Raw genomic sequence first — 14,051 nt, 5'->3', positions numbered from 1 at the left:
GGCCCCCATGGTGCGCGCAGGACAGGGGAAGAGTCGAGCCTGCTGCCCGACGGCCTGCTGCGGCGCTTGTGCGCCGCCGCCCGAGCGTGGGCCCGGGCGCTACATCAGATTGCGGACGGGGCCGTCATCAACGGAACGGCATGCCGCGGCCGCCCATGGCGCCCATCATCCCCTTCATGCTGCGCAACATGCCCTTCATGCCACCGCCGGCCATCTTGCTCATCATCTTTTCCATCTGCATGTACTGCTTCATCAGCTTGTTGACGTCGGCCGGCGTCACGCCCGAGCCCTTGGCGATGCGCGCGCGGCGCGAGCCGTTGAGCAGGTTCGGATTGCGCCGTTCCTTCTTGGTCATCGAGCTGATGATGGCGATCATGCGCGGCACTTCCTTGCCCTGGCTGACCTGCTGCTTCAGATGGTCGGGGATGTTGCCCAGGCCCGGCAGCTTGTCCATCAGGCCGCCGATGCCGCCCATGTTCTGCATCTGCTCGAGCTGGTCACGCATGTCGTTCAGGTCGAATTTCTTGCCCTTGGCGACCTTCTCGGCCAGCTTGGCGGCCTTGTCCTTGTCGACCTGCTGCTCGACCTGCTCGACCAGCGACAGCACGTCCCCCATGTCGAGGATGCGGCTGGCGATACGGTCCGGGTGGAACACGTCCAGGCCTTCCGGCTTTTCACTGACACCGACGAACTTGATCGGCTTGCCGGTGATGTAGCGCACGCTCAGCGCGGCGCCGCCGCGGGCGTCACCGTCGGTCTTGGTCAGTACCACGCCGGTCAGCGGCAGGGCATCGCCGAAGGCCTTGGCGGTGTTGGCCGCGTCCTGGCCGGTCATGGCGTCGACCACGAACAGCGTTTCGGCCGGATTCACCGCAGCGTGCAGGGCCTTGATCTCGGCCATCATCGCTTCGTCGATGGCCAGGCGGCCGGCGGTATCGACCAGCAGCACGTCGACGAACGACTTGCGTGCATCGTCGATGGCTGCGCGGACGATGGCTTCCGGCTTCTGGTCGGCACTGGACGGGAAGAACAGCACGCCCACCTGCTCGGCCAGGGTTTTCAGCTGCTCGATCGCGGCCGGACGGTAGACGTCGGCCGAGACCACCATCACCTTCTTCTTGCGCTTTTCCTTCAGGTGCTTGGCCAGCTTGCCCACGGTGGTGGTCTTGCCGGCGCCCTGCAGGCCCGCCATCAGGATGATGGCCGGAGCGGGCACATTGAGGTTCAGGTCGCTGGCTTCAGCGCCCATCACCGCAGTCAGCTCGTCGCGCACGACCTTGATCAGCGCCTGGCCCGGGGTCAGCGACTTCAGCACTTCCTGGCCGACCGCGCGCACCTTGATGCGCTCGATCAGCGCCTGCACCACCGGCAGCGCAACGTCGGCCTCGAGCAGCGCGATGCGCACTTCGCGGGTTGCCTCGCGGATGTTCTCCTCGGTCAGGCGGCCGCGGCCACGCAGGCGCTCGATGGTGCCGGAAAGGCGCTGGGTCAGGGACTCGAACATGCGGCGCAACCTGTCTGAAAGCGGGGGACAATAAGGCAGACAGTATAACGGGTCTGGCTGTCTCCCCGGACTGCGGCCACGGGGCCGTCGCCAGCATCACGGGGTATGCGAAACTGCAACGATGACAATCGTTCTCATCGCCGTCCTGCTCTACCTGGCTGCCAGTGCCCTGCTGGTGCGCGCGCTTGGCCGCGATGAGACGACCGGCTCCCCCATCTGGCTGTGGCCGGCCCTGCCCGCCATGCTGCTGCACGGCGGCTACCACGTGATGGTGGCGATGCGCACCAACGGCGGGCCGGACATGCACTTCTTCGCCGCACTGTCGCTGGTCGGCCTGGGCATGGCCTGGCTGACTTCGCTGGTCGGCGCGCGCGGGCGGATGTCGGCGTTGGGCGTGGTGGTGTTCCCGCTGGCCGCCGTGCTGCTGCTGGCCTACCACGGTTACGGCCACGAACCGAGCAAGGTGCTGGGCTGGCGCCTGGCCAGCCACGCCTGGCTGGCCCTGCTGGCCTACGCCACGCTGAGCATCGCCGCGCTGCTGGCGATCATGCTGTGGCTGCAGGAACGCGCCCTGCGCCGCCGCGAGTTCCGGCCTTGGCTGCGCGCGCTGCCGCCGCTGGCCGACCTGGAATCACTGCTGTTCCGGGTGATCACCGTCGGCTTCGCGCTGCTGACCCTCACCCTGGTCACCGGGGTGCTGTTCGTCGACGACCTGCTGGCGCAGAAGCTGGTGCACAAGACCGTGCTGAGCGTGCTGTCGTGGATCGTGTTCGGCGTGCTGCTGATCGGCCGCCGGCGCTACGGCTGGCGCGGCATGAAGGCGGTGCACTGGACGCTGGCGGCGATGCTGTTGCTGCTGCTGGCCTTCTTCGGCAGCCAGTTCGTGATCGAACTGGTGTTCGGGCATTCGCGATAGGCGGTGTGCCGACCAACGGTCGGCACCCACCGGCGCTACCGTCAAGGCTGGGCCAGGATCTTCCGCACCGAACGACCACTGTTGGTGACGATGTCATCAACCTGCCAGCATCCCTGCCCGTGGCGCACCATCGGCAGGCGGGTCAGGTAGGCCTTCTTCCACACCGAATAGCGCATCTCGACCTGGCCGGCGGAGACCGAAGCCTCCTTCCAGCTGTAGCGCACCGGGGTTTCGATGTCACCGTCCTGCGCATCCAGCCACGGATCCGAAGCGATGGTGCAGATGCCCTCTTCGCGCTGCTGGCAGGCGCGCTCTCCACGCAGTGCCTTGCCGAAAGCAGGGCTGACCAGCGCCGGGGGTGGCTCCAGCAGATCACCATCGCCCGTCGTTGCCTCGTAGAAGGCGCGGGCCACCGCCTCTGGTTCCTGGCAGGCGGGTGACGCCTGCACGGCAGGGGCCAGCAGCAGCCCGGCGATCATCAACATCCCTGTCTTTCGCATGTATTTTTCCCTGAGGTAGTGCCGGCCGCTGGCCGGCAATACAGGATCTCCCGGTGCTGCCGGCCAGCGGCCGGCACTACCCGATATCCGGCCTACAACCCGTAACGCTCGATCACGTCCAGATGCGGCTGGCGATCCTGGTCACAGGCTTCAGCCAGGCGCAGCCAGCAATGCGGATGCGGCCACGTCGCGGTGTGCTGCTGCAGGAAGCGGTGCAGTGCCAGCGGTGCGTGGTCCTGCGGCTGGGCCACGGTGAACAGCAGGCCGGGCAGCGTACCCTCTTCCACATCGGGGTCGGTGACGGTGTAGTCCGGCCGGCTGTGTGACCACACCTTCCAGCCCTGTGCTTCGGCCGCCTCGACGAAGGCATTCCAGGCATCTTCGCCCGGGTGCGCGCCATCGATCATCCAGCTGCGGGCGAAGCCGCCGCGCTCCAGCACATGCACCTGCGCATAGGTCGGGATGAAATGCTCGCGTGCTTCCTCCTCCTCTGGTGCCGGATGCACCAGCGCGGCATCGAACACCACCCAGTCGCCCACCTGCTGGGCGCGGTTGGACGGCGCGTTCTCGACGATGCGCGCGGTCACCGGACCGCTGCGACGGGCGTAGTACTCCATCGGTTCGCCGTTCTCTTCGCTGCGGATGATCACCCAGCCCCACGGCTCCTCGACCACGCCATCCTGGCTGGACAATTCCATGCCGATCGCCGCCGCCGAGCGGCGCACCGCGTCCCAGTCGCGCGCCGCGCTGGCTGCGCTCATGTGGTCCCAATGCGCGGCATTGGGCTCCTCCAGCAGCTCCACCAGCTGTGCATAACAGGCCTGGGCCTCGCTGAAACGGCCGGTTTCCATGTACATGCGCGCCAGCGTGCCGCGCGCGCCGTGCGAGCCCGGAGACAGCTCCAGAAGCGATCGGGCCGCCTGCTCCAGCGCCGGCCAGTCGGACACGCGACGTGCACGCTGCACCTCGCACCAGTGCGCGAACACCGGCACGCTGCCGCGATAGAGATCGGCCAGCTGGCGCAGTCCGTCGTCGTCGCCCTGTTCGGCCAGCCAGCGCATCAGCGTGTAGGCCGCGGGGCCATCGTGCTGCACATGGCCGCGTACGAACCGCCACAGCAGCGACCGCGCCTCGGCCTGCGCGCCGCAGGCATTCAGCGCGGAGGCAGCCATCTCGGCAAGCGCCTCGTCATCGGGCAGCTCGGCATGCGCCTGCAGCAACCACTGCGCTTCGCGCTCGGGATCGCGCGACTGGTTCTGTTCGCCCTGCGCGTCCAGCCATGCCAGCAGCTCGCCCGCCGGCACCGGCAGCGGCGCGACGTCCGGCAATGCCTCGATGCGCGCGGCCAGGCCGGCCACCAGCGCCGCAGCACCCCGATCCTGGCGCAGCTGCGCCAGATGGGTGCGGGCCAGTTCCAGCTGCCGCAGTGCGACCCAGCGCGCGCCACGCTGCAGGGCGAGTTCCAGGCTCAACGCCGCGACTTCGATCAGCAGGCGGTGCGAACCGACCCGTGCGAAGTGCTCGATGATGGTGTTGAAGCGCGTGCCCAGATCCCACGTATTTCGCGCGGGATCACGCTGGCACAGGGCTGCGGCGGTGTTTGCCCACAGCCGCCAGTAGTTCGGGTCAGCTCGCTCCACGGCACCAGCTGCTGCAGCGCCTCTTCGTCGCGGCCCAGCTGGGCCAGCGCCCAGGCCTTGGACAAGCGACGCGGCACCGTGCAGTTGGCCGGCTCGTACTCTCCGGACGCGGCAACTTCGGCCTCCCGTTTTTCGATCAGCGCCAGTGCCTCATCGGCACGGCCCATGCCCAGCAGGATCTTGATCTGCATCTCGGGGAAGCTGTCGAACACTTCCTTGCCACAGGCTTCCACGGCATCGGCCTGCACCTGCAGGTAATCCAGCGCCGCCTGGCCACGGCCATCATCGAGCAGCGCATCGGCCTTCTCGCAGCTCAGGCACTGGAAACAGGCCCAGCTCGGATCGATGCGGCCAAGGGTTTCGTCGCAGACCTCGATGCGCTCGGGCACCCAGCCCGGGCCGTCGATGTTGCCATAGCAGGCGGCCAGGTCCTGGGTCACGCAGATCGACTGCGGGCATTCCAGGGTGTCCTCGCGGTGCGCGCGCTCGAACAGCGCTACGGCTTCGCCGAGTGCGCTCTCGCCTTCCACGCGGTTGCCGACGCGGTTGCGCAGCGCCCAGTGGCCGACATAGACGTCAACCCACGGGTTGTCCAGTGCCTTGCCCAGGGCGCGTGCTTCGGGCAGCAGCGCATCGACGCGGTCGATCTGCAGTTCACTGACCTCGTCGGCGAGACGGTTCAGCAGGTGCGCGTTCTGCGCCTGGCCGGCCTGGCGCAGGTCACCCTGCAGCTTTTCGACCCAGTTCCAGATGTCCATGGGATAATTGCTCCTGTCTAGCGAAGGCTGGATGAGAGGGTGCGGTGCTCAGCGCAGCATCTGCTGCAGGGCACCGGCGATATCGGTGAAAGCACCATTGAGATCCGGGCCCGGCGTAGCGGTCGCGCGTGCCAGCGGGCGGCCCTGCGCGGCGACGATGACTTTCAGCGAGCGCAGCAGGCGCGCCGCAGCCTCGGCCTGTGGGTGGCCCTCGCGCTGGGCGCGCAGCAGTGCCTGCACCGCCGGGTTGTCGAGGTTGAGGTAGAGCCGCGAGGGTGCGCGTGATTCGATGCGCGCGGTGAACTGGCGCGCCAGGCGCAGCGCGGCCATCGAGACGCGCTTGTCGTTCTCGTCGTCTTCCAGCCGCTGCTTCAGCTCGGCCTCGCGGTCGGGCACCACCACCACCGGCAGCGCCTCCGGGCTGAAACGTGCGGGCAGCAGCTGCTCGCCGTCGCCCAGCTGTTCGCGCAGCCACGCCAGCTGCGCCTCGTCGAGGCTGTCATCACTGCGGAACAGTGCGCGGTTGCCCTGCTCGGTGCCGAGCTCGACCAGGCGCAGGCCCTTGGCCTGGGCCCAGCGCCGCAGGAACGGCACCACCGCGTAGCGATGGCCATGCGCGACCGGTACGCCCATCGCGCGGAACAGCATCTCTTCAAAGCCGCCGCCGTTGTCGAGGATGACATGCACGGCACCGCGCGCCGGCAGCGCACTGGCCGGCAGGTCGCCCTGCGAGGTCGGTACCCGCACATGCTCCATCAGCAGTTCGAACAGGCGCTCATCGCACAGTGCCGCACCCAGCAGGGCCTCGTTGTGGCGGGTCAGCACGCGCCGCCAGGCTTCCGGTTGCTGCTTCGCAACGTCGGCCAGGCCGTCGATCAGCGCCTCCAGCAGTGCATGCTGCACCGCGCGGTACTGGTCATCGCGCTGCAGGTCTTCGCGGCTGGCGGTGGGCGTCAACCGCGAGGATTCGATCACTCCGCCGATGAATCCAGCCCACGGCGGCAACAGGTCGCGCGCGTCGTCATCCAGCAGCATCCCACGCACGAACACCGACAGGTTGCGGTTGTCGCTGGTGCCATAGGTGGCGCCATCCTGCACCCACAGCAGGCCAGTGGCATCGCTGTTGCCATCGGCGCGCAGCGGCACGGTGACGATCGGTTCGAAATCGTGCTCGAACCGCGCGGCGAACTGCAGCGCCTGCCGACGCGCCTGCACCGGATGCACGGCGACATCCCCCTGGCCGCGCCACGGCGGCGGCTCGGGATTGAGCGCCTCGTCCGCAGCACCGATGAAGATCGGCTCGGACAGCAACGCGCAGTAGCGGCCCAGCACCTCATGCAGACGCGCCTCGTTGGCCAGCGGCAGGAAGTCCGGATGCAGCTCCAGCTCCACCTCGGTGCCGACCGCGCGTGCAGGCACTTCGCTGACGGTGTATTGCTCGGCGTTGCTGGACACGTACAGATGGCCCAGATCCGGCGCCTGGTACGAGGTGGTTCGCACACTGACCCGGCGCGCCAGCACGAAGGCCGACAGGAAGCCGAGGCCGAACATGCCGATCAGCCCTTCATCGTCCTCACCGCCCTGGCGCAGGCCACGGGTGTAGCCGACGCCGACGGTGGCCAGGTAATCGTGGATCTCCTGGCGGGTCAGGCCGGCCCCAGTATCGGTGATGCGCAGCACGCCGGCACCGGCATCAACCTGCACCGAAATGCGCGAAGGCACGTCAACACCGGGCTGCTCGATGCGGCGGCGGATGATCGAGTCATGCGCGTTCTGCACCAGCTCACGCAGCGCCACCACCGGGGTGGAATACAGGTGCTTGCCCAGCACCGTCATCAATCCATTGAGATCGACCCCGGCGCGACGGATCTCGGCGTTGGGGGCGGTGAGTGCGGTGTCCTGCATGTAATCGTTTACTCCTGGGCACGGAAAGACGCCAGAGGGCGTCTTCGTCGAGCGGGAAAAACTAGCACAAGGAAGCTGACCGTTGCCGTGATTGACGTTTGTAGGGCCGGCCTCACGCCGCGTCGATGGCCTCGGACAGGCGTTCCACCGCGATCACCTCCATGCCTTTCACCGAACCGCCCTTGGGCGCATTGGCCTTGGGCACGATGGCGCGCTTGAAGCCATGGGTGGCGGCCTCGCGCAGGCGGTCTTCGCCATTGGGCACCGGGCGGATCTCGCCGGACAGGCCCACTTCACCGAAGGCGATGGTCTTCTCCGCCAGCGGCCGATCCTGCAGCGACGACAACACCGCCAGCAGCACCGGCAGATCGGCGGCAGTCTCCTGCACGCGGATGCCACCGACCACATTGACGAACACGTCCTGGTCGCCGACCAGTACGCCGCCATGGCGATGCAGCACCGCCAGCAGCATCGCCAGGCGGTTCTGCTCCAGGCCGACCGCGACACGGCGCGGGTTCGACAGCGGCGATGCATCGACCAGCGCCTGTACCTCCACCAGCAGCGGCCGTGTGCCCTCGCGGGTGACCATCACGCAGCTGCCCGGCTGGTGGGTGCTGCCGCCGGAGAGGAAGATCGCCGAAGGGTTGGAGACCTCCTTCAGGCCCTTGTCGCCCATCGCGAACACACCCAGCTCGTTGACCGCACCGAAGCGGTTCTTGAACGCGCGCAACAGGCGGAAGCGGCTGCCGCTCTCGCCCTCGAAGTACAGCACCGCGTCGACCATGTGTTCCAGCACGCGCGGGCCGGCGATGCCACCCTCCTTGGTCACGTGGCCGACCAGGAACACGGCAGTGCCGGTCTCCTTGGCGAACCGCACCAGCCGCGCCGCACTCTCGCGCACCTGGCTGACCGAACCCGGCGCAGCGGTCAGGCTCTCGGTCCACAGGGTCTGCACCGAATCGGCCACGATCAGCCGCGGCCCAGCCCTGGAGGCATGCTGCAGGATCGACTCGACCCCGGTCTCGGCCAGCGCGTTGACCCCGTCCAGTGGCAGCTCCAGGCGGTGCGCGCGGCCGGCCACCTGGGCCAGCGACTCTTCACCGGTGACGTACAGCACCGGCAGTTCGGCCGCCATCTTCGCCACCGCCTGCAGCAGCAGCGTCGACTTGCCGATACCCGGGTCGCCGCCCACCAGCACCACCGCGCCTTCGACCAGGCCACCACCCAGCACGCGGTCGAACTCGCCGATGCCAGTGGAGACCCGGCGATGCTCGGTCTGCTCCACGTCCTTCAGCGCGGTGATCTTCGGCGGATCGATCTTGCCGGCCCAGCCCGCCCGCCGCGACGCCGGTGCCTTGGCCGCCGCCGCGCTCTCCAGCACGATTTCAGACAGCGAGTTCCAGGCGTTGCACTCCGTGCACTGGCCCTGCCATTTGCTGAATTCGGCGCCGCATTCATTGCAGACGTAGGCGGTGCGGGCTTTGGCCATCGGGTGATTTCCAGCAACGGGAACAGGCGTGGCAGGATAGCCGAGCCCGGTCGCAGCTGCTGCGACCGCTCAAGTCCTGCCCACCCGCGCCGATAGGGGTCGCGGGCGTGCGCCTTGCGGGCGCCCCCTTCCTCCCCCACTGGATTCAACATGACTGGCAGTTACAGTCAGAGCCTGGTCATCATCTCCCTGCTGGTGGCCATTCTTGCTTCGTACACGGCGCTGGACATGGCCGGGCGCCTGGCCACCGCCGAGGGCCGCGTGGCCCGCTGGTGGCTGGCGGGGGGGCGGCGGCGATGGGCCTGGGCATCTGGTCGATGCACTTCATCGGCATGCTTGCCTTCGATTTGCCGATTCCGCTGGGCTACGACCTCGGCATCACCCTGTACTCGCTGGCGGTCTCGATCGGCGCCTCCGCCTATGCGCTGTGGCTGGTGTCGCGCCCCACCCTGCCGTGGCGCCGGCTGTTGGCCGGGGCCGTGCTGATGGGCCTGGGCATCGCAGCCATGCACTACCTGGGCATGGCTGCGATGCGCATGCAGCCCGGCATCGACTACCACCCGGGCTGGTTTGCCGCCTCCATCGCGGTGGCCATCGGTGCCGCTGGCGCCGCACTGTGGATCGCCTTCCGCCTGCGCGCCGAGCAGCGCCACACCCTGCTCCTGCGCGTGCTCGCATCGCTGGTGATGGGCCTGGCCATCGTCGGCATGCATTACACCGGCATGGCGGCGGCGCGCTTCCCCGAAGGCAGCATCTGTGGCGCCGTCGGCAGTGGCGGCATCGACACGCGCTGGCTGGCCGTGCTGGTGATCGTCACCACCGTGGCCACGCTGGGCATCGCCCTCGTGGCCTCGCTGTTCGACCGGCAGATGCGCGTGCGCACCGGGCTGCTGGCCGATTCGCTGGCGCACGCCAACGACAAGCTGATCCAGGCGGCACTGCATGATCCCTTGACCCAGCTGCCCAACCGCATGCTGCTGCAGGACCGCATCGAGCAGGCCATCGAGAAGGCGCGGCGCCGCAATCATGCGGTGGCGGTGATGTTCTGCGACCTGGATGGTTTCAAGGCGGTCAATGATGCCTATGGCCACCAGCTTGGCGACCGCCTGCTGGTGGCGGTGGCGCAGCGCATCGGCGGCCTGCTGCGCCCGCAGGACACGTTCGCCCGCCTCGGCGGCGACGAGTTCGTGATCGTGCTGGCCATCGATATTCCCGACGATGCGGTAGTGGTGGCCGAGCGCATCATTGCCGCCGCCGGTGAGCCGTTCACGCTGGATGCGGCCGAACTGCAGGTCAGCGCCAGCCTGGGCATCGCCCTGTATCCGGATGACGCCAGCAACGAGCGCGAGCTGATGGCGCACGCCGATGCGGCGATGTACCACACCAAGGAGACCGGGCGGAACGGCTACACCTTCTTCACCCCTCGATGCAGCTCAGTGCCAATCGCCAGCTGCGCCTGCTGCAGGACCTGCGCAAGGCCATCGCCCGCAACGAACTGATCCTGCATTACCAGCCCAAATTTCCGGCCGCGGGCGCACCGGCCACCGGGGCCGAGGCGCTGCTGCGCTGGCAGCACCCGGAGTTGGGGCTGCTGGCACCGGATGTCTTCATTCCGATCGCCGAACGCAGCGGTCTGATCCTGCCGATCGGTGACTGGGTACTGGACCGGGCCTGCGCGCAACTGCGGGCATGGCACGATGTCGGGCATGCGGAATGGACCATGGCAGTGAATCTCTCGCCGTTGCAGTTTGCCTCGCCGGCACTGCTGGACAGCGTGCGCGAGGTGCTGGAGCGGCACCGGATCGAACCGGCACGGCTGACCCTGGAGATCACTGAAACCACGGCGATGAAGGACGTCGATGCCAGCTTGGCGATCCTCAGCGACCTGACCGCAATGGGCGTGCACATCGCCATCGATGATTTCGGTACCGGCTATTCCAGCCTGCTCTACCTCAAGCGGATGCCAGCCACCGAACTGAAGATCGACCGTGCGTTCGTGCACGACCTGGAAGGAAATGACGAGGACGCCGCCATTGTCTCGTCGATCATCGCGCTGGGCCGCACCCTGCAGCTGCAGGTGGTGGCCGAGGGCGTGGAGACCCAGGCGCAGCGCGAGTACCTGAGCGAGCTCGGCTGCGACCAACTGCAGGGCTACCATCTGGGCCGGCCGATGGAGGCCGAAGAGTTCCTGCGCCGGGTGGGATGAGGCGAGCGTCTCCTCCACGCACGGGGTGGAACCACGGGTAGAGCCGGCCGCTGGCCGGCGTCCCGCAATTGCCGGCCAGCGGCCGGCACTACCGGACAACGGAAAACCAGAAAGGCCGCCCGAGGGCGGCCTTTCTGTGTGGCAACGTCGCGAGGACGTCAGTGCATCATGTGCACGTTCATGTTGTGCATGACCCACAGGGTGCCGATCACGATGATGCCGATCACCACGACGGTGAAGGCCGCAGCGTTGACGTTCCAGCGACTTTCCGAAGAGCGATCCAGGTGCAGGAAGAACACCAGGTGGACCAGCATCTGCAGCACCGCGGTGACTGCGATCACCACACCGTTGACGGTGCGCGAGAAATCGCCCGACATCACCATCCAGAACGGGATGACGGTCAGCACCACCGCCAGCACGAAGCCGATCAGGTACGACTTCACGCTGCCGTGGCTTTCGCCGCCGGTGCCGTGGTCGTGTGCATGGTTGTCATGTGCCATTACAGCGCTCCATTGAGGTAGACGACGGAGAACACGCCGATCCAGATCAGGTCCAGGAAGTGCCAGAACAGGCTCAGGCACGCCATGCGGGTCTTGTTGGTCGGGGTCAGGCCGTACTTCTTCAGCTGCACGAACATCACCAGCAGCCACAGCAGGCCGGCGCTGACGTGCAGACCGTGGGTACCGACCAGGGCGAAGAACGCCGACAGGAAGGCACTGCGGTCCGGACCGTAGCCCTGATGGATCAGGTGCTGGAACTCCCACACTTCCATGCACATGAAGCCGAAGCCCAGCAGCCAGGTGATGCCCAGCCACAGGTACATCTGGCCCATCTGCTTGCGGTGCATGGCAATCATGCCCAGGCCGAAGGTCAGCGACGAGGTCAGCAGCAGCGCGGTTTCCCACGCCACGAACGGCAGCTCGAACAGGTCCTTCGCGGTGGGACCACCATCGGTACCGCCCGCCAGCACCACGTAGGTGGCGAACAGCGAGGCGAAGATGAGGCAGTCGCTCATCAGGTACACCCAGAAACCGAAGACGGTGTTGCCGCCGGTATCGTGGTGCTCGTGGTCGTCATGGCCATGGGCCGCCGCGTGCGCGGCGTGCCCGTGGCTCAGGGTCGAGGTATTGGTGCTCATGCCTTCAGCTCCGACTTCACCAGGCCCTGGGCTTCCAGGTGCTTGCGGTGTTCGTTCTCGATGCGTTCCACCTCGGCGGCCGGGACCCAGTAGTCCACGTCCTGGTCGAAGGTGCGGTAGATGAACGTGGCGATCATGCCGACGAAGCCGACGATGGCCAGCCACCAGATGTGCCAGATCATCGCGAAGCCGAACACCAGGCTGAAGGCACCGATGACAACGCCCGTGCCGGTGTTGCGCGGCATGTGGATGTCGGTGTACTTGGCCGGCTTCGGCCAGGCTTCACCCCGCTGCTTGCGCTCCCAGAAATCGTCCAGCTCGGTGACGTCCGGCAGGGTCGCGAAGTTGTAGAAGGCCGGCGGCGAGGAGGTTTCCCACTCCAGCGTACGGGCATCCCACGGGTCGCCGGTCAGGTCGACGGTCTTCTTGCGGTCGCGGATCGACACGGCCACCTGGATGATCTGGCACAGGATGCCGGCGCCGACGATGAACGCGCCGCAGGCGGCAACCAGCAGCAACGGCTCGTAGGCCGGGTTCACCGTGCTCTGCAGGCGACGGGTCATGCCCATGAAGCCCAGCACGTACATCGGCATGAAGGTCACGTAGAAGCCGATGAACCAGCACCAGAACGCGCACTTGCCCCAGAACTCATTGAGGCGGAAGCCGAACATCTTCGGCCACCAGTAGGTGATGCCGGCGAACATGCCGAACACCACGCCGCCGATGATGACGTTGTGGAAGTGGGCGATCAGGAACAGGCTGTTGTGCAGCACGAAGTCGATGGCCGGGATCGCCAGCATCACGCCGGTCATGCCGCCGATGACGAAGGTGACCATGAAGCCGATGGTCCACAGCACCGGGGTGGTGAAGTGCACACGGCCGCGGAACATGGTGAACAGCCAGTTGAAGATCTTCACGCCGGTCGGGATCGAGATGATCATCGTCGTGATGCCAAAGAAGGCATTGACGTTGGCACCCGAGCCCATGGTGAAGAAGTGGTGCAGCCACACGATGAACGACAGCACGCCGATGCAGGCGGTGGCGTAGACCATGCCCTTGTAGCCGAACAGCGCCTTGCGCGAGAAGGTCGCGATGACTTCGGAGAACACACCGAACGCCGGCAGGACCAGGATGTACACCTCCGGGTGACCCCAGATCCAGATCAGGTTGATGTACAGCATGGCGTTGCCGCCACCATCATTGGTGAAGAAGTGCGTACCCAGGTAACGGTCCAGGGTCAGCAGCACCAGGGTGATGGTCAGCACCGGGAAGGCAGCGACGATCAGCACGTTGGTCACCAGGGCGGTCCAGGTGAACACCGGCATCTGCATCAGCTTCATGCTCGGGGTGCGCATCTTGAGGATGGTGATGAAGAAGTTGATACCACTGAGCGTGGTACCCAAACCCGCCACCTGTAGACCCCAGATGTAATAGTCCATGCCGACGCTTGGACTGTATTCGATGCCCGACAACGGCGGGAACGCCAGCCAGCCGGTGGCAGCGAACTCACCGATCCACAGCGACAGCATGATCAGCACCGCGCCCGCCACGAACAGCCAGAAGCTGAGCGAGTTGACGAACGGGAACGCAACGTCACGCGCACCGATCTGCAGCGGCACGGCCAGGTTCATCAGGCCGGTGATCAGCGGCATCGCCACGAAGAAGATCATGATCACGCCGTGGGCGGTGAAGATCTGGTCGTAGTGGTGCGGCGGCAGGTAACCCTCGGAACCACCGACGGCGATGGCCTGCTGGGTACGCATCATGATGGCGTCGGAGAAACCGCGCAGCAGCATGACAAAGGCGACGATGAGGTACATCACGCCGATCTTCTTGTGATCCACCGAAGTGAACCACTCCTTCCACAGATAGCCCCACAGCTTGAACTTGGTGATCAGGGCGACGACGCCCAGGCCACCAAGAACCGCGCCGACCAGGGTGGTCAGCACGATCGGATCGTGGGGGATCGACTCAAGAGAGAGTTTTCCCAACATG

At 66.7% G+C, this 14,051-nt stretch carries 8 protein-coding genes and 2 pseudogenes; 2 read left to right on the top strand and 8 right to left on the bottom strand.

The genetic code is table 11. The features are described from left to right. Positions 1 to 127: 127 nt before the first annotated feature. Positions 128 to 1,504: a signal recognition particle protein gene (gene ffh, locus DL544_RS05710; RefSeq protein WP_005408591.1), complete on the bottom strand. Its 1,377-nt coding sequence runs from the start codon at positions 1,502 to 1,504 to the stop codon at positions 128 to 130. Positions 1,505 to 1,625: 121 nt separating this feature from the next. On the opposite strand from ffh, the gene DL544_RS05705 reads away from it, so the two are divergent. Further along, positions 1,626 to 2,420, top strand: coding sequence for a cytochrome C assembly family protein (locus DL544_RS05705; RefSeq protein ID WP_005415730.1), 795 nt, complete (start codon positions 1,626 to 1,628; stop codon positions 2,418 to 2,420). A gap of 41 nt (positions 2,421 to 2,461) precedes the next feature. Here DL544_RS05705 and DL544_RS05700 read toward each other — a convergent pair whose 3' ends face one another. The 4 genes and pseudogenes from DL544_RS05700 to radA all read right to left on the bottom strand — a co-directional run bounded on the left by DL544_RS05700 (position 2,462) and on the right by radA (position 8,712). After that, positions 2,462 to 2,920, bottom strand: coding sequence for a YqhG/Tai3 family protein (locus DL544_RS05700; protein ID WP_139726834.1), 459 nt, complete (start codon positions 2,918 to 2,920; stop codon positions 2,462 to 2,464). Positions 2,921 to 3,012: 92 nt separating this feature from the next. Then, positions 3,013 to 5,318 (bottom strand): annotated as a pseudogene (locus DL544_RS05695) (hypothetical protein). Positions 5,319 to 5,366: 48 nt separating this feature from the next. After that, positions 5,367 to 7,223: an ATP-binding protein gene (locus tag DL544_RS05690; RefSeq protein ID WP_065178090.1), complete on the bottom strand. Its 1,857-nt coding sequence runs from the start codon at positions 7,221 to 7,223 to the stop codon at positions 5,367 to 5,369. Between the two features lie 112 nt (positions 7,224 to 7,335). Next, on the bottom strand, positions 7,336 to 8,712 hold the full coding sequence (gene radA / locus DL544_RS05685; protein ID WP_005408586.1) for a DNA repair protein RadA: 1,377 nt from the start codon (positions 8,710 to 8,712) through the stop codon (positions 7,336 to 7,338). Between the two features lie 150 nt (positions 8,713 to 8,862). On the opposite strand from radA, the pseudogene DL544_RS05680 reads away from it, so the two are divergent. Beyond that, positions 8,863 to 10,918 (top strand): annotated as a pseudogene (locus tag DL544_RS05680) (putative bifunctional diguanylate cyclase/phosphodiesterase). A gap of 158 nt (positions 10,919 to 11,076) precedes the next feature. Here DL544_RS05680 and cyoD read toward each other — a convergent pair. Genes cyoD through cyoB form a run of 3 tightly spaced genes read right to left on the bottom strand, consistent with a single transcriptional unit; the run spans position 11,077 to position 14,050 of the window. Then, a complete protein-coding gene (gene cyoD / locus DL544_RS05675; RefSeq protein WP_005415725.1) occupies positions 11,077 to 11,418 on the bottom strand; it encodes a cytochrome o ubiquinol oxidase subunit IV in 342 nt (113 codons plus the stop codon). Beyond that, the gene (gene cyoC / locus DL544_RS05670) at positions 11,418 to 12,056 is read right to left on the bottom strand and encodes a cytochrome o ubiquinol oxidase subunit III (RefSeq protein ID WP_005408583.1); all 639 of its coding nucleotides are present in this window, start codon (positions 12,054 to 12,056) and stop codon (positions 11,418 to 11,420) included. Before cyoC ends, cyoD begins: the two co-directional genes overlap by 1 nt. After that, on the bottom strand, positions 12,053 to 14,050 hold the full coding sequence (gene cyoB, locus DL544_RS05665) for a cytochrome o ubiquinol oxidase subunit I (RefSeq protein WP_065185975.1): 1,998 nt from the start codon (positions 14,048 to 14,050) through the stop codon (positions 12,053 to 12,055). Before cyoB ends, cyoC begins: the two co-directional genes overlap by 4 nt. Position 14,051: the final 1 nt, after the last annotated feature.

This window comes from Stenotrophomonas sp. pho (genome assembly GCF_006228405.1).
Taxonomy (GTDB): domain Bacteria; phylum Pseudomonadota; class Gammaproteobacteria; order Xanthomonadales; family Xanthomonadaceae; genus Stenotrophomonas; species Stenotrophomonas sepilia.
The sequence above is the reverse complement of the archived record's forward strand: the minus strand, read 5'-3'. Positions and strand labels throughout refer to the sequence as shown.